This is a genomic window from Pseudomonas sp. Irchel s3a10, from assembly GCF_900187525.1.
GTDB lineage: Bacteria > Pseudomonadota > Gammaproteobacteria > Pseudomonadales > Pseudomonadaceae > Aquipseudomonas > Aquipseudomonas koreensis_G.
Genome location: NZ_FYDR01000003.1, coordinates 621,142 through 646,691, shown reverse-complemented (window position 1 = coordinate 646,691; position 25,550 = coordinate 621,142). Strand labels below are relative to the sequence as shown.

The following is a 25,550-nucleotide window of genomic DNA, read 5'->3' as shown; positions in this document are numbered from 1 at the left end:
TCACCCAAGAGATCTCGGAAATCGTCGGCGGCGCTGCCGCGGTTTAACGGTTCAAATATTCAGAGGATCCAGCTATGAGTAGCGGACGTATCGTTCAAATCATCGGCGCCGTTATCGACGTGGAATTTCCACGCGACAGCGTACCGAGCATCTACAACGCGCTGAAAGTAGTCAGCGCGGCCGAAACCACTCTGGAAGTTCAGCAGCAGCTGGGCGACGGCGTGGTTCGCACCATTGCGATGGGTTCCACCGAGGGCTTGAAGCGCGGCCTGGAAGTTACCGATTCCGGCGCAGCCATCTCCGTACCGGTCGGTAAAGCGACTCTGGGCCGGATCATGGACGTCTTGGGTAACCCGATCGACGAAGCCGGTCCGATCGACACCGAAGAGCGCTGGGGCATTCACCGCGCAGCACCTTCGTTCGCTGAGCAAGCAGGCGGCAACGACCTGCTGGAAACCGGCATCAAGGTTATCGACCTGGTTTGCCCGTTTGCCAAAGGCGGTAAAGTCGGTCTGTTCGGTGGTGCCGGTGTAGGCAAAACCGTAAACATGATGGAACTGATCCGTAACATCGCCATCGAGCACAGCGGTTATTCCGTGTTCGCCGGTGTGGGTGAGCGTACTCGTGAGGGTAACGACTTCTACCACGAGATGAAGGACTCCAACGTTCTGGACAAAGTGGCACTGGTTTACGGTCAGATGAACGAGCCGCCGGGAAACCGTCTGCGCGTAGCCCTGACCGGCCTGACCATGGCCGAGAAGTTCCGTGACGAAGGTAACGACGTTCTGCTGTTCGTCGACAACATCTATCGTTACACCCTGGCCGGTACTGAAGTATCCGCACTGCTGGGCCGTATGCCTTCGGCAGTAGGTTACCAGCCGACTCTGGCCGAAGAGATGGGCGTTCTGCAAGAACGTATCACTTCGACCAAAGAAGGTTCGATCACCTCGATCCAAGCGGTATACGTACCTGCGGACGACTTGACCGACCCGTCGCCAGCGACCACCTTCGCCCACTTGGACGCCACCGTCGTTCTGTCCCGTGACATCGCCTCCCTGGGTATCTACCCAGCGGTAGATCCACTGGATTCGACCTCGCGCCAGCTGGATCCGAACGTAATCGGCCAGGACCACTACGACACCGCTCGCGGCGTTCAGTACGTTCTGCAACGTTACAAAGAGCTGAAAGACATCATCGCGATTTTGGGTATGGACGAGCTGTCGGAAGCCGACAAACAGTTGGTTAACCGTGCTCGTAAGATCCAGCGCTTCTTGTCGCAGCCGTTCTTCGTGGCTGAAGTCTTCACCGGTGCTTCGGGTAAATACGTTTCCCTGAAAGACACCATTGCTGGCTTCAAAGGCATCCTCAACGGTGACTACGACCACCTGCCAGAACAAGCGTTCTACATGGTTGGCGGCATCGAAGAAGCGATCGAGAAAGCCAAGAAACTGTAATCCCGGCGCCCGGCAACGGGCGCTAATTTAGGTTGAGGCAATCAGATGGCTATGACAGTCCATTGCGATATCGTCAGTGCGGAAGGGGAAATCTTTTCCGGCCTGGTCGAGATGGTGATTGCGCACGGTGCACTGGGTGATCTTGGTATCGCTCTGGGTCACGCGCCGCTGATCACTAATCTGAAGCCAGGTCCGATCCGCCTGATCAAGCAAGGCGGGGAAGCCGAGGTGTTCTACATCTCCGGTGGTTTCCTCGAGGTTCAGCCGAACATGGTCAAGGTTCTTGCCGACACTGTGCAACGTGCCGCCGACCTGGATGAAGCTCAGGCTCAAGCAGCTCTCAAGGCTGCCGAGGCTGCTCTGCACGAGAAGAGCGCAGATTTCGATTACGGAGCTGCGTCCGCACGTCTGGCCGAGGCTGCAGCTCAGCTGCGCACCGTCCAGCAGATCCGCAAGAAGTTTGGCGGTTAATCCGTCAGCCACTTGTTGTGCGATTGATAAAAAAGGGTAGCCTCGGCTACCCTTTTTTCTTTTCCGATTTTTACAACCCGGTCGCAGTTGCTGACCACCCAGGATTGGTAGCCAGTCATGTCTCTCGAAATCGTTATCCTCGCGGCCGGTCAAGGCACCCGTATGCGCTCGGCATTGCCGAAGGTGTTGCACCCGGTCGCCGGCAATTCCATGCTTGGCCATGTTATCCACAGCGCGCGGCAACTTGATCCGCAGCGCATCCATGTGGTCATTGGCCATGGCGCCGATGTGGTGCGTGAGCGCCTGGCGGCTGATGATCTGAATTTCGTATTGCAGGACAAACAGCTTGGTACCGGTCATGCCACCGCTCAGGCTGTGCCGTTCATCAGCGCCGACACCGTACTGATTCTTTACGGCGATGTGCCGTTGATCGAAGTCGAAACCCTGCAGCGCCTGCTCAAGCACGTCGTTCCGGGCCAGATGGGCCTGTTGACCGTCGAGCTGGAAGACCCGACCGGTTACGGTCGCATCGTGCGCAACGCTGACGGTAAGGTCGCTGCCATTGTTGAGCATAAAGATGCCAGTGAAGCCCAGCGCGCAATCACCGAAGGCAACACCGGCATCCTCGCCGTCCCGGCCAATCGTCTCGCCGACTGGATGAGCCGCCTGTCGAACAACAACGCGCAAGGCGAGTACTACCTGACCGACGTAATCGAGATGGCGGTTAATGACGGCTTGGTGGTGGCTACCGAGCAACCGCACGACCCGATGGAAGTGCAGGGCGCCAATGATCGTAAGCAACTCTCCGAGCTGGAGCGGCATTACCAGTTGCGTGCTGGTCGCCGGCTGATGACGCAAGGCGTGACCCTGCGTGATCCGGCGCGTTTCGATGTGCGTGGCGAAGTCACCGTCGGTCGCGATGTGCTGATCGACGTCAACGTGATCCTCGAAGGCAATGTTGTCATCGAAGACGACGTGGTGATCGGTCCGAACTGCGTGATCAAGGACAGCACCTTGCGCAAAGGCGTGGTGATCAAGGCCAACAGCCACATCGAAGGCGCAATTCTTGGTGAAGGCAGTGATGCCGGTCCATTTGCCCGTCTGCGTCCGGGCACAGTGCTAGAAGCGCGCGCGCATGTGGGTAACTTTGTCGAACTGAAAAACGCGCGCATGGGTGAGGGCGCCAAGGCCGGGCATCTGACCTATCTCGGCGACGCGGAAATCGGCGCCCGCACCAACATTGGCGCGGGCACCATTACCTGCAACTACGATGGCGCCAACAAGTGGAAAACCGTGTTGGGCGAAGATGTGTTCATCGGCTCCAATAACTCGTTGGTGGCACCTGTGGATATCTCTTCCGGGGCAACCACCGCGGCTGGCTCGACCATCACCCAGAATGTGGATAACGCCCAGTTGGCCGTTGGTCGGGCGCGGCAAAAGAATATCGATGGCTGGAAGCGGCCGGAGAAGATCAAGAAGAGCTGAGTTATCCACAGCTGCCCTTAATGCTTGAATCCAGATGTGGGAGCGGGCTTGCTCGCGAATGCGGTGTTTCAGTTTCACATTTCAGTGGCTGACCCTCCGCATTCGCGAGCAAGCCCGCTCCCACATTCGTCTGTGTCGTTTCTAAAATTTTCGATCTGTCGCTTGACGATTTATGGCCGATAGGTTTTGATTGCTTCCGTTATCTTTCGAATCGAAACTTAGACCGTCATGTCGAAACGCAACACGCCCCAACGCCGACACAATATCCTCGCCTTGCTGAATGAGCAGGGCGAAGTCAGTGTGGATGAACTGGCCAAGCGCTTCGAAACTTCTGAGGTTACGATCCGCAAGGATCTGGCTGCGCTGGAAAGCCATGGTCTGTTGCTGCGTCGTTATGGCGGAGCGATCACCATGCCGCAGGAACTGGTCGCGGAACCAGGCCAAAGCGTTTCAAAGTACAAACAGGCGATTGCCCGTGCTGCCGTCAAACGCATCCGCGAGCATGCCCGCATCATTATTGACAGCGGCAGCACCACCGCCGCCATGATCCCCGAGCTTGGCCAGCAGCCGGGTCTGGTCGTCATGACCAATTCCCTGCATGTCGCCAACGCCCTGAGCGAACTCGAACACGAGCCGGTGCTGCTGATGACCGGCGGCACCTGGGATCCGCATTCGGAGTCCTTCCAGGGCCAGGTGGCTGAGCAGGTACTACGCTCTTACGACTTTGACCAGTTGTTTATCGGCGCCGATGGTATCGATCTGGTGCGCGGCACGACCACGTTCAACGAGTTGCTCGGTCTGAGCCGGGTGATGGCCGATGTGGCGCGGGAAGTGATCGTGATGGTCGAGGCCGACAAGATCGGCCGCAAGATTCCCAACCTGGAGCTGCCGTGGAGCAGTGTCCATACCCTCATTACCGATGATCGCCTGCCACAAGAGGCCCGCGATCAGATTCAGGCCCGCGGTATCACATTGATTTGCGCGGCTGTCAGTCAGGAGAAATAAGCATGTGTGGAATTGTCGGCGCAGTAGCTGAACGTAATATCACCGCTATCTTGCTCGAAGGCCTCAAGCGCCTTGAATACCGCGGCTATGATAGCGCCGGTGTGGCGGTCTACACCAACGAGCAGACGCTTGAGCGCATGCGTCGTCCGGGCAAGGTCAGCGAACTGGAAGCAGCATTGGCTGCACAGCCGCTGGTTGGCCGTCTCGGTATCGCCCACACCCGTTGGGCGACGCATGGTGCACCTTGCGAGCGTAACGCGCACCCGCATTTCTCCGGTGATATTGCCGTGGTGCACAACGGCATCATCGAGAACCACGAAGCCCTGCGTGAGCAACTGAAGGCGCTGGGTTACGTATTTACCTCGGACACCGATACCGAAGTCATCGCGCACCTGCTGAGCCACAAACTCAAGGATCAACCTGACCTGACCGTAGCGTTGAAAGCCACCGTCAAGGAACTGCACGGTGCCTACGGTCTGGCGGTGATCAATGCACAACAACCGGATCGTCTGGTAGCCGCGCGCAGTGGCAGCCCGCTGGTGATCGGTCTGGGCTTGGGCGAGAACTTCCTCGCGTCCGACCAGTTGGCCCTGCGCCAGGTCACTGACCGCTTCATGTACCTGGAAGAGGGCGATATCGCCGAAATTCGCCCCGACAGCGTGCAGATCTGGGATGTAAACGGTCAAACCGTCGAGCGCCAGACCGTCCAGTACAGCGATGGTGCCGAAGCCGCCGACAAGGGTGAGTTCCGCCACTACATGCTCAAGGAAATCCATGAGCAACCCTCCGTTGTGCAACGCACCCTGGAGGGCCGTCTGAGTCCGAATCAGGTATTGGTGCAGGCCTTCGGTCCACAGGCTGCCGAACTGTTCGCCAAAGTGCGCAACGTGCAGATCGTTGCCTGCGGTACCAGTTACCACGCCGGTATGGTCGCGCGTTACTGGCTCGAAGAACTGGCCGGTATTCCGTGCCAAGTCGAAGTCGCCAGTGAGTTCCGCTACCGCAAAGTGGTAGTGCAGCCGGACACCCTGTTCGTCACCATTTCCCAGTCCGGCGAAACCGCCGACACCCTGGCCGCGCTGCGTAATGCCAAGGAACTGGGCTTCCTCGCCAGCCTGGCGATCTGCAACGTCGGCATCAGTTCGCTGGTGCGTGAATCCGACCTGACTTTGCTGACTCAGGCTGGTCGCGAAATCGGTGTGGCCTCGACCAAGGCGTTCACCACGCAGTTGGTTGGCCTGTTGCTGCTGACCCTGTCGCTGGGTCAGGTACGCGGCACGCTCGGAAAAGACGTTGAAGCCACGCTGGTGGAAGAATTGCGTCGTCTGCCGACCCGTCTGGGCGAAGCACTGGCGATGGACAGCACCGTGGAAAAAATCGCCGAACTGTTCGCCGAGAAGAACCACACCCTGTTCCTCGGCCGTGGCGCGCAGTTCCCGGTCGCAATGGAGGGCGCCTTGAAGCTCAAGGAAATCTCCTACATCCACGCCGAAGCCTATCCGGCCGGTGAGTTGAAGCACGGCCCTCTGGCGCTTGTGGATAACGACATGCCAGTGGTCACCGTGGCGCCGAACAACGAACTGTTGGAGAAGCTCAAGTCCAACCTGCAGGAAGTCCGCGCCCGTGGCGGTGAACTGATCGTGTTCGCCGACGAGAAGGCCGGGATGTCCAACGGCGAAGGCACCCACGTGGTGCAGATGCCGCACATCCACGACATCCTGTCGCCGATCCTCTACACCATCCCGCTGCAGTTGCTGTCGTACTACGTCGCCGTACTCAAAGGCACTGACGTCGACCAGCCACGCAACCTGGCGAAGTCGGTGACGGTGGAATAAGTTATCCACAGCTGACATTGACCCGCAAAAATCGCAGCCTCGGCTGCGATTTTTGTATCTGAATCGAGGCCATCCATGGACCGTTTCCAGGAAATGCAGATCTTCGCCACCGTGGCTCAGGAGCAAGGCTTCTCGGCAGCGGCGCGACGTCTTGGCTTGTCCGCAGCGAGTGTCACCCGAGCGGTGGCGGCGCTGGAGCAGCGCATCGGTACGCAGTTGTTGATTCGGACCACGCGCACTGTGCATCTGAGCGAGTCCGGTCAGCGTTATCTGGAAGACTGTCGGAGAATTCTTGCCGAGGTGCAGGAAGCCGAGGATTCGGCGGCGGGCAGTCATGCCCAGCCTCGTGGGCAATTGACGGTGACGGCGCCAGTGCTGTTCGGTGACTTGTTTGTGACGCCGGTGATGGCGCGTTATCTCGCGCAGTATCCAGACGTCACGATCAACGCGGTACTGGTCGATCGGATCGTCAACATGGTCGAAGAGGGCATCGATGTTGCGGTGCGCATTGGTGATCTGCCGGACAGCAACCAGCATGCGATTCGCGTGGGGGAGGTGCGTCGGGTCATTTGCGGCTCTCCCGAATATTTTGCCGAGTATGGCCGCCCGGTTCATCCTCACGCGTTGGCGGGTGCGCCTGTGGTGGCGACTTCGGCCATTGGCCAGCAACGCAGTTGGCCGTTTCTCGACGCTGGCGAACCGCTCAGCGTGCGTCCTGAGCCGCGTCTGATCGTGACCGCCAATCAGGCAGCGATTACCGCAGCCTGCATGGGGCTGGGGTTGACCCGGGTGCTGTCTTATCAGGTCGCCAGCAAAATCGCGACCGGTGAGCTGGAAATCGTCCTCGCCGAATTTGAACTGCCGCCGCTGCCGATCCATGTGGTGTATCAGGGCGGGCGCAAAGCGCCAGCGCGGATTCGCAGTTTTGTCGATTTCACCGCCGAGGCTTTGCGCGAACACCCTGCTTTGAAAGGCGCCGCGTTATTGCGCTCAATGAAATAATCGATTGCAGTTACTGGTGATTCTGTTCTTTCCGCGATAGGGGGAAGATGGCCCCCATCGGCGCTCTCATTCCCGCAGCGGCGCCCCTGTTCAGCGGAGTCGACCATGCAAGCGATCAAACTCTACAACTTTCCACGTTCCGGCCACGCCCACCGTGTCGAGCTGATGTTGTCCCTGCTGCAACTGCCGACCGAGCTGATCTTCGTTGATCTGGCCAAGGGTGAGCACAAGCAGCCGGCATATCTGGCGATCAATAGTTTTGGCCAGGTACCGGCGATCGACGACGGCGGCGTGGTGCTGGCCGATTCCAATGCGATTCTGGTGTATCTGGCGCAGAAGTACGGCCACGGCCGTTGGCTGCCAACCGATCCGGTCGGTGCGGCACGGGTGCAGCGCTGGTTGTCGGCGGCTGCCGGGCCGATTGCTTTCGGACCTGCTGCTGCACGGTTGGTGACGGTATTTGGCGCACAGTTGAATGCTGAAGAAGCGATTACCCGTGCGCACAACCTGCTCAAGGTGATGGAGGTGGAGCTGGGCAAGACCCCGTACCTGGCCGGCAGCGAGCCGACCATCGCCGACGTGTCCGCCTACAGCTACATCGCCCATGCGCCGGAAGGCAACGTGTCGCTGGACGACTACGCCAATGTGCGCGCCTGGCTGGCGCGGGTTGAAGCCTTGCCCGGTTTTGTCGGCATGCCGCGCACGGTCGCCGGTCTGCAAAAGACTGCCTGAGGTTCAAGCCCGATCTGATCGAGTTATCCACAATGCGCCGGCGGCGCGGGGAGATGCGTGATGGAACGTTCACCGTGGCACGCTGGCGAGCAACAACTGCAGGCCCATGTCGGCGTTGCCGAGCGCATGGAGGCCTTCGGCCGAAAAGTGATTCGCGACTGGATGCCGGATCAGCACCGCGCATTTTATGAGCAGTTACCGTTCATGCTGTACGGCGCGGTCGATGCTGACGGGCGTCCATGGGCCAGCGTGCTCGAAGGTGCGCCGGGGTTTGCTCATTCGCCTGATCCCGAGCATCTGCATTTCGCCAGCCAACCCGCTGCCGATGATCCGGCGCAATTGCGCAATGGCGAGCCGATCGGGTTGCTCGGCATTGAATTGCATACTCGCCGCCGCAATCGCCTCAACGGTCATGTCGACAATCTGACCGTGCAGGGTTTCGAGGTGAGCGTGGATCAGGCTTTCGGCAACTGTCCGCAATACATTCAACTGCGCCAGTTCCAGCGCGTGCCGCTGACCGATCCGCAGACGCGACCAGCGCAGCACCGCGACGGTCTTGATGATGCGGCCAGAGTCATGATCGAAGGCGCCGACACCTTCTTTGTCGCCAGCTACGTCGACGCGGAGGGACAACGTGCGGTGGATGTTTCGCATCGTGGTGGGCAGGCCGGGTTTGTCCGGGTTGAAGGTAATCGCCTGACCATCCCGGATTTTGCCGGCAATCTGCACTTCAACACGCTCGGCAACCTGCTGCTCAATCCCAAGGCTGGTCTGCTGTTCATCGACTTTTCCACAGGCGATGTGCTGCAACTGAGCGGGCGAACCGAGATCATCCTCGACGGGCCGCAGATCGAAGCGTTCCAGGGCGCCGAGCGCCTGTGGACATTCGAGGTGGAGAAACTGGTGCGGCGTCCGGCGGCACTGGCCTTGCGCTGGCGCTTCGACGGCATGTCACCCACCAGCCTGCTGACCGGCACCTGGGCCCAGGCCGATGCACGCTTGCAGGCCAAAGCGCTGGGTGACCGCTGGCGGCCGCTGCGGGTGACCCGCATCGAAAGGGAGAGCCAGCACATTCGTTCGATCTATCTGCAACCGGACGATGGCGCAGGAATGCCGGTGTTTCAGGCCGGCCAGCATCTGCCGCTGCGCTTCACTCTGGGCGGTGAAACGCATATCCGCACCTACAGCCTGTCGAGTGCGCCATCGGATGATTTCCTGCGCATCAGTGTGAAACGCGAGGGCCTGGTTTCAGGCCATTTGCACCAGCAGATCCGGGTCGGCGATGTCCTTGAGGCGCGGGCACCACAGGGGCACTTTACCGTGGCACCGCTGGAACACCGGCCACTGGTGCTGCTGGCGGCGGGGGTTGGCATCACGCCGTTGCTGTCGATGCTGCGTGAGGTGGTGTACCAAGGCCTGCGCACGCGGCGGATTCGGCCGACGTGGTTGCTGCAGAGTTCACGCAGCCTGGCCGATCAGCCGTTTCGCGAGGAAATCGATCGCGTGCTGGAAAGTGCTGGCGATGCGATACGGGTGATTCGCCTGCTCAGTCAGCCGGAAGCCGATGCGCACGAGGGCGAGGATTTCGACCGCCATGGGCGCATTGATCGGGCACTGCTTCGCGATCTGCTGGAGGTCGAGGATTACGACCAGATCGATTTTGCTGTCTGTGGTCCCGGCGCTTTTACCCAAAGTGTCTACGACAGTCTGCGCGAGCTGGACATTCGCGACGCGCGGATCCATGCCGAAACCTTCGGCCCGTCGACGCTCATGCGCCAGCCGGACCCGGATGCGCTGGTCATTGAGCAACCGCCGGCCGCCATCACGTCTGTGCCGGTGATGTTCGAGCGTTCTGCCAAAGAGGCGCGCTGGCAGCCGGACGGCGGCAGTCTGCTGGAGCTCGCAGAAAGCCGTGGCCTGCGCCCCGAGTTCAGTTGCCGGGGAGGTTCGTGCGGCACCTGCAAGACACGTCTGGTCAGTGGCGCGGTGAATTATCCACAGCCACCGGCAGACATGCCAGAAGCGGGGCATGTGCTGATTTGTTGCGCGGTGCCGGCACAGAGTGAGCAATTGCTGGTGCTGGATCTCTGACGGCTCATCTGAAATCACTACCACCCCCCTGTGGGAGCGGGCTTGCTCGCGAAGGCGTCAGGTCAGTCGACATCATTGTTTACTGAAAGACCGCTTTCGCGAGCAAGCCCGCTCCCACAGGGTGATGTGTTTCAGCAACGGGATCAGGCGTAAGACAGGTCTTTCTCTTCCAGTAGCTCCTGATACAACTCGGTCCACTTGCGGCCCATCTCGTCGGCGGTAAACAACTGCCGGTAACGCGCCTCGGCCTTTATGCCCATGGCTGCTGCGCGTTCGGGGTTTTCCCAGAGGATACGCATCGCCTCGCGAAACGCCAGTGGATTGCTCGGCGGCACCACCAGCCCGGTTTCGTTGTGGATATTGATGTAGCTGGTGCCGGTACCGATTTCGCTGGAGATCATCGGTTTGCCGTACATCGCGCCTTCGAGCAGCGAAATGCCGAACGCTTCGGAACGCAGGTGCGACGGGAAGACGATGGCGTAGCTCAGTTGCAACAGGGCGACCTTGTCTTCATCGCCCAGGCGCCCGAGGAAGTGGATATTGCGCAGGCCCAGCGCCGCAGCCTGGGCGTGCAACTCCAGTTCCAGTGGTCCGGCACCGACGATGACCACTGGATAGTCCACGTCCTTCAAGGCATCGAGGAGGATGTGCAAGCCCTTGTAATAACGCATGACTCCGACGAACAGGAAAAACTTATCCCCAAGCTGCTGGCGCCAGCGATTCATCCGTTCGCTGTCAGCCTGTGGATAACCGGCCTTGTTCAAACCGTATGTAATCACCCGGGTCTTGTCCTGGAACTGCTGCAACACGTCACTGGTGTGCAGATAGTTGGGCGAGGCCGCGACAATCCGGTCGGCGCTGGCGAGAAAACGGTTCATCAGCGGCCGGTAGAGTTTGAGCAGATGTTTCTGGCGAATGATGTCCGAGTGATAGGTCACCACGCTCGGTTTGTTCATGCCGCTGACGAAATGCACCAGATCCATGAACGGCCACGGGAAGTGGTAGTTGACCACGTCGGCTTCGGCGGCAAGCTCGCGAAACTGTTTGAACACGCTCCGGGAAAACCCGGTGGAGGCGAACTGGATGTCGAGTCTGGCGCGATGCACTTCGTGTCGGCCCAGTTGCACCACGGGCGGGGTCGGGTCGGCGCTGAGGGTCAGCACCTGGCCGTCGATGCCGTGATGCGCGCCGCTTTCGCAGAACTGGAAGATCACTTGTTCGATGCCGCCGACCGAATCTGGCAGGTACGTCTTGTAGAAATGAAGAACTCTCATTCAGCCTCCCATGGCCTGGCGGTAGGCACTGGCGGTGGCCTGTGCACAACGTTCCCAGGAAAAAAGCCGCGTCCGGTGCAATCCGGCTTCTCGGCAGGCCTGCCAATGCGCTTGATCATCGATCAGACGGTTGAGCGCATCGCGCAAGCCGTGTGCATCGTCAGGTTCAATATAGTTGCCTGCCGCCCCGGCGACCTCCGGCATGGCTGAAGAACGGGTGAGGATCACCGGGGTGCCACTGGCCATGGCTTCCAGTACCGGCAAACCGAAGCCTTCATACAACGACGGAAACACCAGCGCCCGGGCGCCGGCGAGCAGTTGTGCGACCTGTTCATCCGGCAGATAACCAAGCAGGCAAACGTGCCCTGAGGCCAGGGCCTGGCGCAGTTCATCGCTGAACTGCGTCTGTTGCCAACCGGCCATGCCGACGATCAGAAGAGGAAAACGCTGGCGCACGGCCTCCGGTAGCAGAGCGTGGGCACGCAGCGCCAGGCTCAGATTCTTGCGCGGTTCCAGGGTGCCGACACACAGGAAATACTCACGCGGGGCAACGGCATGCGCCTTGAGCACTGCGTCGATGGTGTACGGTTCTCGTGGGTGGAAGCGTTCGGCCACACCCAGTGGCGCCACCACAAAGCGCTCGGCCGGCAGACCGAACCAGGCTTGGGCCTCGTCGGCAATCGCCTGCGAGTCGGTGATGATCCGTTGCGCCTGTTGCACGCCAACGGTCAGGCGCCGTTCGATTTCCTTGAGGCGCGCCGCCGGTTGGCTGTCAGGAAAATGCAGATGGGTCAGGTCATGCAGGGTGATCACGGTCGGGCCGTCGAAGGCCAGCGGCCACAGGCTCGGCTCGTGATACAGATCAATGCCTTGCGCCCGGCCCTGATCGAAGCGTTTCTGCTCCAGCCAGCGCCGCGCCTGATAGGCCCCGGGGATCTGCCGCAGCAATGGCGTCAGGCGCGAGTAGCCGGGCATGGCCGCCTCCGGCAAGGCCGAACTCCAGCCCCAGCCGTGGAACAACGCCACTTCGATATCGGTTGTGTCGCGCAAGGCGCGGACCAGTTCGGCGACGTAATGGCCGATGCCGGTGCGTGGCGCCTGAAGAATCCGCGCGTTAAGAGCAATGCGCATGCTGGCCTTCGGGTGCGGGCAGTGGATGGTTCAGGTTGCGCTCGATGCGCTGCACCAGTTGCGCGCTTGCTTCGCGCCAGCTCAGCCAGCGCCATTGATCCAGGCTCATGGGCGCCGGAAATTCCCCCGAGCGCTCCATCCCGAGCACCAGGTCGGTAAGGCTCTGCGGGTTGTGCAGATCGAAATACGCCATGTAATCGCCGCCGATTTCGCGGAACACCGGGATGTCGCTGGCCATCGCCGGCAGCCCGCGTTGCATGGCTTCCACCAAAGGCAGGCCGAAACCCTCGACGTGCGACGGGAACACCAGTGCGGTGGCGTGGGAGTAGGCGTGCTCGAGGCTCTTGTCCGACAGCGAGTTGAACATGAACAGGCGACGGTTCAGTTGTGGATGCTGGCGAATCCGCTCGATCAGCGCCTCGCACTTCCAGCCGATTTTCCCGACAATGCACAAGCGCGCCGTGGAGCCGGCAGCCCAGGCCTGTTCGAAGGCATCGAGCAGGTAGGCGTGGTTCTTGCGCGGCTCGATGGTGCTGACCATCAGGAATACTGGCTCCGGGGTCTTGAACAGGTTCAGCAGGTGGCGATCGACCTCCGCTGCGGCGTCGCTAAGGTCCAGTTCGGAACCGAGGTGGAAATAATCGAACCAGCGCTGCTGCACCTGTTGCGTGCCGACCCGGCGCAGCATCTCCTGGCGCACCTGATCGCGGATGGTGGTCGAGATCGCGACATAGCCGTCAGCGGTGCGCGCGATCCAGTCGAACCAGTCGTTGAACACCTTGACCAGACCCGCGTCGCAAAACTGCGGATGGGTCAGCGGGATCAGGTCGTAGATCACTGAAACGATACCGACGCCATCGCGTTTGAGTTGTTCGGCCAAGGGGAAAAAATTGGCGTGCCAGGACGAGTCGAGCAACACCAGTTGATCGCCGGCCCGATGTTGCAACGGCACGCAACGCTTCGGAATCGCTTTGCCCTTGAGCAGGCGCCCGAGCACGCGCATCGGCAGGCTGAAACAGGCGAACGCGGTGAGCCGGCAGAGCACGTACAACACCCGCCGGGCGAAATGCGACTGGCTGAAAGGCCGGCGTCGTTCGAGCGCGCGATGGCGCAGCCAGAAGCCGTTGGCCCACTGTTCCAGCTTCACCCGCAGGCTGGTCAGATTGATTGTCGGGGTTCTGATCGGCGCCAGGCTTTTCACCTGATACAAGGCACCGTCGAGCATTACCACCGGGATGCATTCGCGCTCGGCGTTGGCCTCGGGCAACTGTTGAATAACGTTGCGCACCACCCGTTGAATGCCGGAGTTGGCGGACGGGTGTTCGAAAACGTAGGTGCACTCCATCAACAGTCGTGTCATCGCGAGATCTCCCTGTCCGGCTGCTGCGCGGTAGTTTCACTGGAGCGGCTGATCTCGGTTCGGGCCTGTAGCCACGAGCAGCCGACGAAGTCTTCCTGACGGTTGTTGATGACGTGGAAGACCAGACCGTAATCGCGCCATTCGAAGTTGCGGTCCAGGTGCGAATCCAGGCGCGACAGGCTCAGCGCCACCGAATAGCTGCCCTTGCCCAGGCGCATGTCGAAGGCGAAGCGGAACGTCACCTGTTCCCCCGCGCTCAGGTCGTTGATCGCCTGATCCTGCCGGTGGGTATTGATGCCGTAGATCGCCTGGCCGAGGCGATCCTTGATCAGAAAGCCCAGCACCAGCCGTTCGATGTCCTTCCGCACTTCGGTCTGCACTTCCAGCACCACGGGCTGGCCGACTTCCGCGACTTCCAGACTGCGCCCTTGAGCGTCGAGCAGGCGCACGCTGACAATCCCCGCTTCACCGGTGCCGGAAATGGTCTGCACCTGGCCGTTGGCGAGCATTTCCTGGCGCACGATCTGGCCTTCGCGCTGGGCCAGCATGGCGTTGTAGTAGTCCATGACTTCTTCGGGCTTGCCGCGCATGGCCAGGCGGCCGTTTTCCAGCAGGATCGCAGTGTCGCAGATCGACTGAATCGCAGAGCGGTCGTGGGACACGATCAGCAGCGTGGTGCCGGCCTTGCGGAAGTTGCGGATGCGCTCGAAGCTTTTGTGCTGGAAGTAGGCGTCGCCCACCGACAGTGCTTCATCGACGATCAGGATGTCCGGACGCCGGGCGGTGGCAACACTGAAGGCCAGGCGCATCTGCATGCCGCTGGAATAGGTGCGCACCGGGTGATCGATGGCTTCACCGATTTCGGCAAAGCTCTCGATTTGCGGCATCAGCGCTTCGATCTCTTCGACCTGCATACCCAGCAACTGGCCGGCCATGAACGCGTTCTGGCGGCCGGTGAAGTCCGGGTGAAAGCCCATCCCCAGTTCCAGCAGCGCGGCGACGCGGCCCTGCAGTTGAATCTGCCCGCAGCTGGGTTGCGTGGTGCCGGTGATCATCTTCAGCAGCGTGCTTTTGCCCGCGCCGTTGACCCCGACGATGCCGACCGCTTCACCGGGTTGAATCTCGAAATCGATGTCCTGCAGGACCCAGTGCAAGTGGTGCCGGATGCCGGAAAACGGCACCAGCCACTCGAACAGCCGGCTCCAGCGATTGGGGTATTGCTTGTAGGCCTTGCCCAGGCCACTGACGCGTATATGCCCCATCAGAGTTCATCCACCATTTCGCCGACACGTTGCCGGAACAGGCGCAGGGCCATGGCGCAGAACAGCAGGCCGAGGATCAGCAACGGCAGCAGCGACGGCCAGTTCGGCCACTGGTTGTAGAGGAACACGTTCTGGTAACTGGTCATCAGCGCCGTCATCGGGTTGAGGCTGATCAGGTGCTGGATGCCCGGCGGCAGGATCGACAGCGGGTAAACGATCGGTGTCAGCCAGAACCAGAACTGCAGGCAGATGCCGAACATCTGCCCGACATCGCGGAAGAATACGTTGAGGATGCCGAGGATCATCCCCAGCCCGGCCGCAAAGATCACCTGCACCAGCAACAGTGGAATCAGCGCCAGCAAGGCCATGCCGGGAAGGCGTCCGCTGATCAGCAGAAAACCGAAGAACAGCGCCAGGATGATCGCGAAGTTGATCCCGGCGTTGAGCAGCGCAATCACCGGCAGGCAGATGCGCGGGAAGCTGATTTTCTTCAGCAGGTTGGCGTTTTCCAGAAACATGCTCTGGCTGCGCGAGGTGATTTCCGCGAACAGCCCCCAGGTCAGCAGGCCGGCGCACAGGTACACGCTGTAGGCCAGACCGTCATCGACCCCCGGCAGGCGCGCGCGCATGATCTGGGAAAAGATCACCGTGTACACGACGATCATCGACAACGGATTGAGCACGGTCCACAGCGCGCCGAACAGCGAATTGCGATAACGCGCCTGAAACTCCCGCTTGACGCTGCCGAGGATGAATCCGCGGTAGCTGCGCAGCGAGCGATACAGGGAAAGCAGCATCAAACCGTCCTGCCGTATTGGTCTTCGAAGCGCACGATGTCGTCTTCACCGAGGTATTCGCCGCTTTGTACTTCGATGATCACCAGGTCGATCACCCCGGGGTTTTCCAGACGATGTCGGTGTCCGGCGGCAATGAATGTCGATTCGTTCTTGGCCACCAGATGCGTGCCGCTGCCGTTGTTGGTGACCTTGGCCATGCCTTCGACCACCACCCAGTGTTCGTTGCGGTGATGGTGCATCTGCAGCGACAGCTTGCCGCCGGGCTTGACCACGATGCGTTTGATCTTGAAGCGCGGGCCTTCCTCGAGCACGGTGTAGGTGCCCCACGGACGACTCACCGTGCGATGCAGGCGGTAGGCTTCGTGGGATTTGTCCTTGAGCTGCCGGGCGACGCGCCGCACATCCTGGGTACGGTCGGCATGCGCCACCAGCACCGCGTCGGCGGTGTCGACGATGATCAGGTTATCCACACCCACGGCGGCCACCAGTCGGCCTTCGCTCTGCACGAAGTTGTTGTGGCTGTCGATGAAGACCGCTTCGCCGCTGGCGCGATTATTGTCGGCATCGGCCGGTACCAGCGCTGCCACGGCGCCCCACGAACCGATGTCGCTCCAGTCGAAACCGGCGGGTACCACCACGACTTTGTCGGAGCGTTCCATCAACGCGTAATCGATGGAGATGTCGGTGATCTCAGCAAACAGTGTCGGTGACAGTTCCTGCTGCAGGCAGCCGACGGTTTCCACCGCGGCGCTGGCCTCCATGCAGGCGCGGGTCTGTTCCAGCAGCTCCGGGGCGTGCAGTTGCAGTTCGTTGATCAGGGTCGCGGTGGTGAAGCAGAACATGCCTGAGTTCCACAGGAAGTTGCCGCTTTCCAGGTAATGCGTGGCCGTTTGCAGGTCGGGCTTTTCCACGAAGCGCTGCACTTTCGCCGCGCCTTTGGCGTCGAGGGGCGCGCCGGTTTCGATGTAGCCGAAGCTGGTTTCCGGGGCGGTCGGCAACACGCCGAAGGTCACCAGATAACCGTCCTTCGCCAGGTTGACCGCGTGTTCGACGGCGCTCTTGAGGGCTTGCTGATTAACGATCAGATGATCGGCGGGCATCACCACCATGATCGCATCGTCGCCGTGCAGCGCCTGCAGCGACAGGGCTGCCGCAGCAATCGCCGGGGCGGTGTTGCGCCCGGTCGGCTCCAGCAGGAAATGCCCGCGATGGCGCGACACATGAGCGGCGCAATAGTGATCCTTGCTCTGGAAGTAGTACTCGCGGTTGGTCACCGTGACGATGTCGCCCCAGCCGTCCAGCAATGCGGCGGCACGCTGATAGGTCTTGCCCAGCAGCGACTGGCCGTCGGGCAGGGTCATGAACGGCTTGGGATGGCCCTCGCGGGACACCGGCCACAGACGAGTACCGGCACCGCCGGACAGAATCACGGGGATCAGCATGGCCTACTCCTTGGCGACGCGTTTCATGTCCGCATCCATCATCATGCGGATCAGGGTGTCGAGGTCGGTTTTCGGCTTCCAGCCCAGCACCCGCTGCGCCTTGGCCGGGTTGCCGAGCAGCACTTCGACTTCGGCCGGGCGGAAGAACGCCGGGTCGATCTTTACGTAATCGCGGTAGTTCAAACCGACGTGATCGAAGGCGATGCGGCACATTTCGCGCACGGTGGTGGTGACACCGGTGGCGACCACGAAATCGTCAGGCTTGTCCTGTTGCAGCATCAGCCACATGGCTTCCACGTAGTCGCCGGCAAAGCCCCAGTCGCGCTTGGCGTCGATGTTGCCCAGGGCCAGTTCCTGCTGCTTGCCCTGTTTGATGCGGGCGGCGGCGTCGGTGACCTTGCGGGTGACGAATTCGATGCCACGCAGCGGCGATTCATGGTTGAACAGAATGCCGCTGCTGGCGTGCAGGTCGAAACTTTCGCGGTAGTTGACGGTGATCCAGTGGCCGTAGAGTTTGGCCACGCCGTAGGGGCTGCGCGGGTAGAACGGGGTGTTCTCGTCCTGCTGCTCAGCCTGGATCAGGCCGAACATTTCGCTGGTCGAGGCCTGATAGAAACGCGTGTGCGGGCTGAACTGGCGGATCGCTTCGAGCAGGTGGGTCACGCCCAGGCCATCGACGATACCGGTGGTCACCGGCTGATTCCAGGAAGCGGCGACAAAGCTTTGCGCAGCCAGGTTGTAGACTTCGTCCGGCGCCGACTTGATCACTGCGCGCTGCACTGAACAGGCATCGGCCATGTCACCGTCCAGGTAGACAATGTCACCTTCGACGCCCATCTCGCGCAGGCGCCAGCGTGAATCGCTGCTGCGCCGTGCGACCAGACCGTGAACCTTGTAGCCCTTGTCGAGCAACAGTCTGGCCAGATAAGCGCCGTCCTGGCCGGTGATCCCTGTGATCAGTGCACTTTTCATTCTTGTCGTACTCGCTGCTCCCAGTCGGACAGGATCGCCCGCAGGGATTGTTGTGTTGTAATTTCCGGCGTCCATCCCGTGGTCTGGGCCAGCCTTGCGTGACTGCCGCAAACGCGACGCTGATCCGCACGGCGCAGGCGCGCCGGATCCTGCACCAGTTGCAGGTCGACCTCGGCCAGGTCGCCCAGCTGTTCGATCAGGCTGCGGATGCTTTGCTCGCGGCCCGAGCAAATGTTGTAGACCTGCCCCGGCGTGCCTTTTTCCAGCAGAGCGAAATACGCCGAGATCACATCGCCGACATCGAGGAAATCGCGCGTGACGTCGATGTCGCCGACTTCCAGTTGCGGGGCTTGCAGGCCCTGTTTGATGCGGTTGATCTGGCGTGCAGCACTGGCAATGACAAAGTTGTCTTTCTGCCCGCTGCCGATATGGTTGAACGGCCGCGCTACAAGCACCGGCCAGCCTTCGCTCAGGCCCCATTGCAGGCTGAGAAACTCCGCCGACAGTTTGCTCACCGCGTACGGATTGCGCGGGCAGGGCGGTTGCAGTTCGGTGATGGGCAGGGCGCTTTCGGCAACCTGACCATAGACGTCGCCGGAACTGACATACAGGAAGGTCCCCTGAAATCCGCGGGCCTTGAGCGCCTGCAACAGATTGAGGGTGCCGAGCAGATTGATTTCGAGCGTGCGGGCCGGATCGCGGAAGGCTTCGGGAACGAAGGTCTGGCCGGCCAGATGAATCACCGCGTCGGGCAATTGTGGCCACAGGTCGACGAGGCTGGCAGGTGCCGTGAGATCGTAAGGTGCAGCGGCAGGCAGCAGTTCCCATGTCGAGTCAGGCTGAGCCAGACGCGACTGGAGATGTTGTCCCACGAATCCACTGAGGCCCGTGATGAACAGACGCTTTTTCAAACAGCGACCCCTTGGTCTTGAACTTTCGCCACTTTCCCACAGGCTTTGAGGAGAAGTCTGTCAGGCCGGATGAAAAGACCGACATGACACCAGGCGAAGTCGTTGTTGTAGTTGTTTGTTACCAATCTGTGCCAATTGCTCGGCAATTTCAACAGCGCAAACCGTGACCGGTCAGTTCTCATCAGCGTAGTCCGATTTATTCTCGCCGGGCGGTTCCCGGACTCGCGACGGATGTGTTTAGAATGGCCCTCGTCGCCATCTCCCCAGGTTCGCCGGGGTTGTTGCGCAACAGGGTGAAACCAGCCACTAAAACAAGAACGAAGACGAGTTCCAGGACGAAGGACGAGCAGCGGTGATCCCGACTCGATTCGGCGCTTGGCCGTCATAGCGTGAAACTTCCGGGATGGTGGTTTCACCGTGGGATGCCATGAATTTCATTCTTTACTCGGACGTCAACGACCGCTCCATCAGCCAGAGTCTGGGACGTCCGGAATACAGCTATTACTTCGTGCTCAAGGCCTACCGTCCTGTGCTGGAAAGCCTTGGGCAAGTGCACGTGGTGGCGTCGGCGGCCGAAGTCGACCCGTTGTACCGCCAGTTGCAACTGGCCGGTCAGGACAGCCTCTTTCTTTCGTTCGCTCCGCCGCATAAAACTCCGACCGACCTGCAATGCCCCGTGGTCTGCGTGATCGCGTGGGAGTACGACTCGATCCCGGTCGCCCCTCGCGAAGAAGACGCTCACCATGACTGGAGCCGGATTCTCGCGCGCCACGGTCGGGCGATCACCTTGTCCAGTCACACGGCGCAAGCCATTCGCCGGACCATGGGTGAAGACTTCCCTGTGCTGGTATTGCCGACCCCGTTGTGGGAAGGCTTCGCCGCAGTGCGCCAGCAATACCCTGCTGCGCCGGTGAACCCGGGCGCGGTGTTGCAGATCAAGGGCTGCATCATCGACAGCCGAGCCCTCGGCTTGTCCGCCGATGGGTTGATTGCACCTACGCCCAACGAGCAGGCGGTGGAGGCCTGCGAGCCGGTCGACATCGCTGCGCCGTCCGAACCTGTCCCACCACCACCGGAACTGACCCTGCGCCGGCGCGCGTTCATCACCAAGCATTACTTGCGCGAAGGCTGGCGAGCGACAACGGCCTCCAACGAACACCCACGGCTGTTTCTGCTCAAGCACAACTTGCTGCTGTGGTACCGCGAAGCCGTGCGCGATTTGCTGCCGGTCGCTCTGCGCCGCCAGCTCTTCCGGTTGCGTACGCCAGCCTCCGAACCATTGCCGCCAATGGTCAGTGTCGAAGCACCGACGGTGGCCGAGCATCCACAGGCCTGCCTGCCGGATACCAGCGCCACGCTGCAGACCGAGGTCAGCGGCGTGGTGTATGTGAGCGTGTTCAACCCCGAAGACGGGCGCAAGAACTGGCATCACCTGATCACGGCCTTCTGCTGGGCCATGCGCGACGTCGAAGATGCCACGCTGGTGCTGAAGATGACGCAGAACGATCTGGCGACTTACTACGTGCACCTGATCACCTTGTTGTCGCAGCTGTCGCCATTCGCCTGCCGGGTAGTGGTCATGCACGGCTATCTGGAGGACGAAGAGTTCGCCAGGCTTTACGGTGCGGCCAGTTTCTACGTCAACGCGTCGCGCTGCGAAGGCCTGTGCCTGCCGCTGATGGAATTCATGTCCTGCGGCCGTCCGGTGATTGCCCCGGACCATACGGCGATGCACGACTACATCGATGAACGCGTCGGTTTCATCGTCAAGTCCAGCCGTGAGCCGACCATCTGGCCGGATGATGTGCGGATCCTCTACCGTACCCTGCGCCATCGCCCGGACTGGGGCTCGTTGAAAAAGGCCTATGAGGACAGCTACGCCATGGCCAAGAACGATCCGGTGGCCTATCAGGCCATGGCCCTGGCGGCCAATGAGCGCATGCGCGAGTACTGCAGTTTTGCTCCGGTGCAGCAGCGTCTGGCGCAGTTTTTTCAACTGACGCCGAGTCCAAGCCCAGAGCTGATCGCCGAGGCGGGGGCTGCATCATGCTGATCATCATTCATTCCGAAACCAACAAGAGCAATATCCAGCAGAACCTCGGCCGGCCCGAATACAGCTACTACTTTGTCCTCAAGGAATTCCGCCCGGTGCTGGAGCGCATCGGGCAAGTGATTGAAGTGAGCAACCCGGACGAGTTGGTCGATCGCCTGTACTTCGATTGCCTGAGTCGCGGCGAGGCGTGCGTGTTTCTGTCGTTCTCGCCGCCGCATCGCACGCCGATTCATTACGCCTGCCCGACCATCCCGGTATTTGCCTGGGAGTTCAGCACCATCCCCACCGAGAGCTGGCACGGCGAGCCGCGTCACGACTGGCGCGTGGTGTTGAACGCCTGCGGCATGGCGATTACCCATTCGAGTTTCACGGTGAACGCGGTCTGCGACGTGATGGGCGCGGACTACCCGATCTGCGCGATTCCCGCGCCAGTGTGGGATCGCTTCGCCGCACGCGGTGCGCAGTTGCGCAAGCAGCCAGTGGTCGAAGCGGTGCAGTTGAAGTTGCGCGGCCTTTTGCTCGACAGTCGCACGGTGGATCTGCGCGCGTACGGTCCGCCGGGGTTGTGCGAAGGCACGCCGCTGTCGTTTGCCGGGCCGCCGCAGGACTGCCAGTTGCAACTGGACGGCGTGGTCTACACCTCGGTGTTCAACCCGTACGACGGGCGCAAGAACTGGCAGGACATGATCAGTGCCTTCTGCACCACGTTTCGTGATGTCGCCGATGCGACCCTGGTGCTGAAACTCACGCACCATGACATCGCCAATGCCCTGAATGACATGCTGCATCACCTGTACAAGAACCAGTCCTACCAGTGCCGGATCGTGCTGATCCACGGTTATCTGGCGGACGCCGATTATGAAGCGCTGGTGCAGGCCACCAGCTATGTGGTCAACAGTTCCTATGGCGAAGGGCAGTGCCTGCCGCTGATGGAGTTCATGTCCTGCGGCAAACCGGCGATTGCGCCGCTGAACACAGCGATGGCTGACTATGTCGACAGCGACAACGCGTTCATCGTCGACTCCACCGATGAACTCACGGCCTGGCCTCACGACCCACGGGCCGCCTACCGCACCCTGCGCTACATGACCGATTGGGACTCGCTGTGCGCGGCGTATCGCGACAGTTACGCGGTGGCGAAAAACGATGTCGAACGCTATGCACGGATGTCCGGGCATGCGGTGCACAATTTGCAGAAATTCTGCAGTCAGGCGAGCGCTGAAGAGCGTCTGCGGAGCTTTTTTGCCCAGCGTGCGCAAGTCATCAAAGCGTCGTCCGTGGAAGCCGCGAGCGCATGATCCGGCGCCTGCTCGCACGCTTGCGCCCGGTGCCCTTGCCTGATGCACCTGAGCCGCCCGGCCAGGTTTCGCCACGGGACGTGGGTTTGCATGATGCGATTCTCGACGGCTGGTTTTTGCAGGGCAGCGGCGAGTTGCTCAAGGGCTTCGCGATCACGGCTGATGACACGTTGCTCGACGTCGGTTGTGGCGAAGGCGTGGCGACGTTATTTGCCGTGCGGCAGGGCGCCTCGGTAATTTTCACTGACAGCGAACATGACAAGGTTCGCGATCTGGCCCGGCAGGTTGAGGCGCAGAGTAACAAGCTGAGTCTGGGACTGGTCAGCAACAGCCTGCCATTGCCGCTGGCCGCTGGTTGCGCGAGCAAAGTGGTGTGCATGGAAGTGCTGGAGCACATCGACCAGCCCGAGCCGTTCATGGCTGAACTGGTGCGCATGGGCCGCCCGGGCGCACAGTACCTGCTGAGTGTTCCGGCACCGGTAGGCGAGCACCTGCAACAAGACATCGCCCCGGCAAGTTATTACCAGACGCCCAATCACGTGCAGATTTTCACCGAGCAGCGCTTTGCCGAACTGGTGGAGAACGCCGGGCTGGTGATCGAGCATCGACAGGCCAGCGGGTTCTTCTGGGTGATGGGCATGATCTTTTTCTGGGCCAGCGAGCGTGCCGCCGGCCGTGACCTCGGTGGCGCGGTACGTGACCGGATTCAGGCGCCGTATCCGCCGCTGATGGAGAGCTGGGCGCGCACCTGGCAAGACCTGCTGGCGCAGCCCGACGGTTTGGCGATCAAGCAGATGCTCGACCGCTTCATGCCCAAGAGCCAGGTGATCATCGCTCGCAAACCGCTGGCTGGCGAAGCCCGGAGTCAGCCATGAGCGCCAGGCGGATCATGGACATCGAGGTACTGCGTGCCATCGCCGTCCTCGGCGTGCTGTTCCATCACCTGCAGGGCAGCCTGTTCACCGATACGGTGCCGCTGCTGGAAAACATCCACGCCTGGGCGCAACCGTGGTGGGGCGTCGATCTGTTTTTCGCGATCTCCGGCTTTGTCATCGCACGCAGCCTGATCCCCGCGCTGCAAGGCTGCACGACGCGTCAGGAGTATTGGCAGCAGACGCGCAATTTCTGGCTGCGGCGGGTGTTTCGCCTGTTGCCGTCGGCCTGGCTGTGGCTGGCGCTGATCCTTCTCGCGTGCGTGTTTCTTAACCGCTCCGGTGCCTTTGGCAGCTTGCACGCCAACCTGCAGGCGACGCTGGCGGGGGTGTTGCAGTACGCCAATTTCCGTTTTGCCGACAGCTTCTTTCATTACGAATACGGCAGCAGTTTCGTCTACTGGAGCCTGGCGCTGGAGGAGCAGTTTTACCTGCTGTTCCCGCTGCTGATTGTGCTGTGCCGCAAGCATCTGGTCTGGGCCTTGCTGGCGCTGGTCGCGGTGCAACTGTTCACCCTGCGCACGCCATTGCTGATGGTGGTGCGCACCGATGCGCTGGCGCTCGGCGTGCTGCTGGCGCTGTGGAGTGCGCAACCGTCTTACCAGCGCTGGCAGCCGACGTTTCTGCGGCGACCGTGGGCTGGCGTGTCAGTGTTGATCGGCGTGGCGCTGCTGATGAGTTTCATGGCCACCGACCGTTTCACCTTCGCGCCTTATCGCATCGGCTCGATTGCCGTGCTCGGCGCGCTGCTGGTGTGGATCGCCTCGTACAACCGCGATTACCTGCTGCCGGCAGGCCACCTGCAACGGTTGATGGCGTGGATCGGCAGTCGTTCCTACGGCATTTACCTGATTCATATCCCGGCCTATCTGCTGGTGCGTGAGCTGATCTTCCGTTTGCAGGCTGCCGGTTTGCCGAGCCCGGCCGGGCACCCGATTCTCACCTTGCTGATCGCCTTCGGCCTGATCGTGCTGCTCAGCGAGCTGAACTACCGCCTCATCGAAATGCCGATGCGTAATCGCGGTGCTGCTCTGGTGCGGCGTCTCGATATATCCCGAACCGCCGTTTCAACCCCCGGAGCCACCTCATGCTGAGCCTCTTGAAAAAACTCACGGCGACGACGCCTGCACCGGCCCCCGCGCAACCCGTCGCCCCGGTGGTGGACAAGGTCGATCCGTACATGCTCGGCCTCTACGACGCCAAGCTCAGCGGCTGGTTCAACCAGGAGACCGGCGAGCTGTTCAAGGGCTTCCCGGTGACCGCCGATGACACCTTGCTCGATGTCGGCTGTGGTGATGGCGGCAACGTGCATTTCTGCGGCATGCGCGGGGCAAAGATCATCATTGCCGACATCGACGGGGCCAAGGTCGAGGCCACCCGCCAGCGCCTGAGTGATACCCCGGCGCGCAGCGTCGAGTGCCACGTCACCGACTGCAATCCGTTGCCGATTGCCGACGGCACCGCCACCCGCGTGGTGTCCACCGAAGTCATCGAGCACGTCGACGACCCGGCGCAGTTTCTTGCCGAACTGGTGCGGGTCGGCCAGTCCGGTGCGCTGTACCTGCTGAGCGTGCCGCACCCAAGCTCAGAAGATTTGCAGAAGGACATTGCGGCGCCGGAGTATTTCCAGAAGCCCAACCACATTCGCATCATCAGCGAAGAGCAGTTCAAGACCATGGTCAGCGACGCCGGGCTGGAGATCATCAGCCACAGCCAGTACGGTTTTTACTGGTCGATGTGGATGCTGCTGTTCTGGGAAGCCAAGGTCGATTTCAGCAACCCGGATCACCCGTTGCTCGAGCATTGGGCCAACACCTGGCAAGCGGTGCTCGATTCGCCCCGGGGTGCGCAGATCAAGCAGGCGCTGGATGCAGTGGTGGCGAAGAGTCAGGTGATCATTGCCCGCAAGCCTTGAGTCGCTCTCCCTGTAGGAGTGAGCCTGCTCACGATGGCGCACTAACAGTCGATATCGATGTTGCCTGCTACTCCGTCATAGCGAGCAGGCTCACTCCTACAGGGATTTGTGTACCCTGCATTTTTGCA

At 61.1% G+C, this 25,550-nt stretch carries 21 protein-coding genes; 13 read left to right on the top strand and 8 right to left on the bottom strand.

Annotation, left to right across the window (positions count from 1 at the left end; all coding sequences use genetic code 11):
* Positions 1–74 precede the first annotated feature (74 nt).
* The 8 genes from atpD (at position 75) to CKW11_RS12860 (ending at position 10,075) form a co-directional block, all read left to right on the top strand.
* Positions 75–1,454, top strand: coding sequence for a F0F1 ATP synthase subunit beta (gene atpD, locus CKW11_RS12895; RefSeq protein ID WP_027610292.1), 1,380 nt, complete (start codon positions 75–77; stop codon positions 1,452–1,454).
* A 45-nt stretch (positions 1,455–1,499) separates the two neighbouring features.
* The gene (locus tag CKW11_RS12890) at positions 1,500–1,925 is read left to right on the top strand and encodes a F0F1 ATP synthase subunit epsilon (protein WP_007954164.1); all 426 of its coding nucleotides are present in this window, start codon (positions 1,500–1,502) and stop codon (positions 1,923–1,925) included.
* Between the two features lie 117 nt (positions 1,926–2,042).
* Positions 2,043–3,410: a bifunctional UDP-N-acetylglucosamine diphosphorylase/glucosamine-1-phosphate N-acetyltransferase GlmU gene (gene glmU / locus CKW11_RS12885; protein ID WP_095137805.1), complete on the top strand. Its 1,368-nt coding sequence runs from the start codon at positions 2,043–2,045 to the stop codon at positions 3,408–3,410.
* 228 nt (positions 3,411–3,638) lie between these two features.
* Entirely contained in the window at positions 3,639–4,415 is a 777-nt protein-coding gene (locus tag CKW11_RS12880) for a DeoR/GlpR family DNA-binding transcription regulator (RefSeq protein ID WP_095137804.1), read from the top strand.
* Between the two features lie 2 nt (positions 4,416–4,417).
* The gene (gene glmS / locus CKW11_RS12875) at positions 4,418–6,250 is read left to right on the top strand and encodes a glutamine--fructose-6-phosphate transaminase (isomerizing) (RefSeq protein WP_095137803.1); all 1,833 of its coding nucleotides are present in this window, start codon (positions 4,418–4,420) and stop codon (positions 6,248–6,250) included.
* A 75-nt stretch (positions 6,251–6,325) separates the two neighbouring features.
* Entirely contained in the window at positions 6,326–7,252 is a 927-nt protein-coding gene (locus CKW11_RS12870; RefSeq protein WP_095137802.1) for a LysR family transcriptional regulator, read from the top strand.
* 105 nt (positions 7,253–7,357) lie between these two features.
* Complete coding sequence (locus CKW11_RS12865; RefSeq protein ID WP_095137801.1) at positions 7,358–7,984, top strand: glutathione S-transferase family protein; 627 nt, start codon at positions 7,358–7,360, stop codon at positions 7,982–7,984.
* A 60-nt stretch (positions 7,985–8,044) separates the two neighbouring features.
* Entirely contained in the window at positions 8,045–10,075 is a 2,031-nt protein-coding gene (locus CKW11_RS12860; RefSeq protein WP_095137800.1) for a pyridoxamine 5'-phosphate oxidase family protein, read from the top strand.
* A 143-nt stretch (positions 10,076–10,218) separates the two neighbouring features.
* Here the strand turns inward: CKW11_RS12860 and CKW11_RS12855 are convergent, their stop codons facing one another.
* Genes CKW11_RS12855 through CKW11_RS12820 form a run of 8 tightly spaced genes read right to left on the bottom strand, consistent with a single transcriptional unit; the run spans position 10,219 to position 19,224 of the window.
* Positions 10,219–11,349, bottom strand: a complete 1,131-nt coding sequence (locus tag CKW11_RS12855) for a glycosyltransferase family 4 protein (protein WP_095137799.1) — start codon at positions 11,347–11,349, stop codon at positions 10,219–10,221.
* Entirely contained in the window at positions 11,350–12,480 is a 1,131-nt protein-coding gene (locus tag CKW11_RS12850) for a glycosyltransferase family 1 protein (protein ID WP_095137798.1), read from the bottom strand.
* Positions 12,464–13,840, bottom strand: coding sequence for a glycosyltransferase family 1 protein (locus tag CKW11_RS12845; RefSeq protein ID WP_095137797.1), 1,377 nt, complete (start codon positions 13,838–13,840; stop codon positions 12,464–12,466). The genes CKW11_RS12850 and CKW11_RS12845 overlap by 17 nt, the downstream gene beginning before the upstream one ends.
* Positions 13,837–15,102, bottom strand: a complete 1,266-nt coding sequence (locus tag CKW11_RS12840) for an ABC transporter ATP-binding protein (protein ID WP_095137796.1) — start codon at positions 15,100–15,102, stop codon at positions 13,837–13,839. The genes CKW11_RS12845 and CKW11_RS12840 overlap by 4 nt, the downstream gene beginning before the upstream one ends.
* The gene (locus tag CKW11_RS12835) at positions 15,102–15,899 is read right to left on the bottom strand and encodes an ABC transporter permease (protein WP_047596956.1); all 798 of its coding nucleotides are present in this window, start codon (positions 15,897–15,899) and stop codon (positions 15,102–15,104) included. Before CKW11_RS12835 ends, CKW11_RS12840 begins: the two co-directional genes overlap by 1 nt.
* Complete coding sequence (locus CKW11_RS12830) at positions 15,899–17,341, bottom strand: mannose-1-phosphate guanylyltransferase/mannose-6-phosphate isomerase (protein ID WP_095137795.1); 1,443 nt, start codon at positions 17,339–17,341, stop codon at positions 15,899–15,901. Before CKW11_RS12830 ends, CKW11_RS12835 begins: the two co-directional genes overlap by 1 nt.
* 3 nt (positions 17,342–17,344) lie before the next feature.
* Positions 17,345–18,313, bottom strand: a complete 969-nt coding sequence (gene gmd, locus CKW11_RS12825) for a GDP-mannose 4,6-dehydratase (protein WP_007960806.1) — start codon at positions 18,311–18,313, stop codon at positions 17,345–17,347.
* Entirely contained in the window at positions 18,310–19,224 is a 915-nt protein-coding gene (locus CKW11_RS12820) for a GDP-mannose 4,6-dehydratase (protein ID WP_095137794.1), read from the bottom strand. The genes gmd and CKW11_RS12820 overlap by 4 nt, the downstream gene beginning before the upstream one ends.
* 427 nt (positions 19,225–19,651) lie before the next feature.
* Between CKW11_RS12820 and CKW11_RS12815 the strand changes: the two genes are divergently transcribed.
* Genes CKW11_RS12815 through CKW11_RS12795 form a run of 5 tightly spaced genes read left to right on the top strand, consistent with a single transcriptional unit; the run spans position 19,652 to position 25,422 of the window.
* Positions 19,652–21,277 carry a glycosyltransferase gene (locus CKW11_RS12815; RefSeq protein ID WP_095137822.1) on the top strand — a complete coding sequence of 542 codons (1,626 nt, stop codon included), beginning with the start codon at positions 19,652–19,654 and terminating at the stop codon, positions 21,275–21,277.
* Positions 21,271–22,575, top strand: coding sequence for a glycosyltransferase (locus CKW11_RS12810; protein ID WP_095137793.1), 1,305 nt, complete (start codon positions 21,271–21,273; stop codon positions 22,573–22,575). The genes CKW11_RS12815 and CKW11_RS12810 overlap by 7 nt, the downstream gene beginning before the upstream one ends.
* On the top strand, positions 22,572–23,450 hold the full coding sequence (locus CKW11_RS12805) for a class I SAM-dependent methyltransferase (RefSeq protein WP_095137792.1): 879 nt from the start codon (positions 22,572–22,574) through the stop codon (positions 23,448–23,450). The genes CKW11_RS12810 and CKW11_RS12805 overlap by 4 nt, the downstream gene beginning before the upstream one ends.
* Positions 23,447–24,601 (top strand): acyltransferase, encoded by a 1,155-nt coding sequence (locus CKW11_RS12800; RefSeq protein ID WP_095137791.1) that lies wholly within the window; start codon positions 23,447–23,449, stop codon positions 24,599–24,601. The genes CKW11_RS12805 and CKW11_RS12800 overlap by 4 nt, the downstream gene beginning before the upstream one ends.
* Positions 24,595–25,422: a class I SAM-dependent methyltransferase gene (locus CKW11_RS12795; RefSeq protein ID WP_095137790.1), complete on the top strand. Its 828-nt coding sequence runs from the start codon at positions 24,595–24,597 to the stop codon at positions 25,420–25,422. Before CKW11_RS12800 ends, CKW11_RS12795 begins: the two co-directional genes overlap by 7 nt.
* Positions 25,423–25,550 lie beyond the last annotated feature (128 nt).

What these genes read in the sequence shown, in the direction of transcription:
- CKW11_RS12890 (WP_007954164.1), top strand. Translation starts at nt 1,500, where the DNA reads ATGGCTATGACAGTCCATTGCGATATCGTCAGTGCGGAAGGGGAAATC.
- glmS (WP_095137803.1), top strand. Translation starts at nt 4,418, where the DNA reads ATGTGTGGAATTGTCGGCGCAGTAGCTGAACGTAATATCACCGCTATC.
- CKW11_RS12830 (WP_095137795.1), bottom strand. Translation starts at nt 17,341, where the DNA reads ATGCTGATCCCCGTGATTCTGTCCGGCGGTGCCGGTACTCGTCTGTGG.
- CKW11_RS12860 (WP_095137800.1), top strand. Translation starts at nt 8,045, where the DNA reads ATGGAACGTTCACCGTGGCACGCTGGCGAGCAACAACTGCAGGCCCAT.
- CKW11_RS12870 (WP_095137802.1), top strand. Translation starts at nt 6,326, where the DNA reads ATGGACCGTTTCCAGGAAATGCAGATCTTCGCCACCGTGGCTCAGGAG.
- CKW11_RS12855 (WP_095137799.1), bottom strand. Translation starts at nt 11,349, where the DNA reads ATGAGAGTTCTTCATTTCTACAAGACGTACCTGCCAGATTCGGTCGGC.
- CKW11_RS12865 (WP_095137801.1), top strand. Translation starts at nt 7,358, where the DNA reads ATGCAAGCGATCAAACTCTACAACTTTCCACGTTCCGGCCACGCCCAC.
- gmd (WP_007960806.1), bottom strand. Translation starts at nt 18,313, where the DNA reads ATGAAAAGTGCACTGATCACAGGGATCACCGGCCAGGACGGCGCTTAT.
- CKW11_RS12805 (WP_095137792.1), top strand. Translation starts at nt 22,572, where the DNA reads ATGATCCGGCGCCTGCTCGCACGCTTGCGCCCGGTGCCCTTGCCTGAT.
- atpD (WP_027610292.1), top strand. Translation starts at nt 75, where the DNA reads ATGAGTAGCGGACGTATCGTTCAAATCATCGGCGCCGTTATCGACGTG.
- glmU (WP_095137805.1), top strand. Translation starts at nt 2,043, where the DNA reads ATGTCTCTCGAAATCGTTATCCTCGCGGCCGGTCAAGGCACCCGTATG.
- CKW11_RS12815 (WP_095137822.1), top strand. Translation starts at nt 19,652, where the DNA reads ATGAATTTCATTCTTTACTCGGACGTCAACGACCGCTCCATCAGCCAG.
- CKW11_RS12810 (WP_095137793.1), top strand. Translation starts at nt 21,271, where the DNA reads ATGCTGATCATCATTCATTCCGAAACCAACAAGAGCAATATCCAGCAG.
- CKW11_RS12840 (WP_095137796.1), bottom strand. Translation starts at nt 15,102, where the DNA reads ATGGGGCATATACGCGTCAGTGGCCTGGGCAAGGCCTACAAGCAATAC.
- CKW11_RS12850 (WP_095137798.1), bottom strand. Translation starts at nt 12,480, where the DNA reads ATGCGCATTGCTCTTAACGCGCGGATTCTTCAGGCGCCACGCACCGGC.
- CKW11_RS12835 (WP_047596956.1), bottom strand. Translation starts at nt 15,899, where the DNA reads ATGCTGCTTTCCCTGTATCGCTCGCTGCGCAGCTACCGCGGATTCATC.
- CKW11_RS12800 (WP_095137791.1), top strand. Translation starts at nt 23,447, where the DNA reads ATGAGCGCCAGGCGGATCATGGACATCGAGGTACTGCGTGCCATCGCC.
- CKW11_RS12880 (WP_095137804.1), top strand. Translation starts at nt 3,639, where the DNA reads ATGTCGAAACGCAACACGCCCCAACGCCGACACAATATCCTCGCCTTG.
- CKW11_RS12845 (WP_095137797.1), bottom strand. Translation starts at nt 13,840, where the DNA reads ATGACACGACTGTTGATGGAGTGCACCTACGTTTTCGAACACCCGTCC.
- CKW11_RS12795 (WP_095137790.1), top strand. Translation starts at nt 24,595, where the DNA reads ATGCTGAGCCTCTTGAAAAAACTCACGGCGACGACGCCTGCACCGGCC.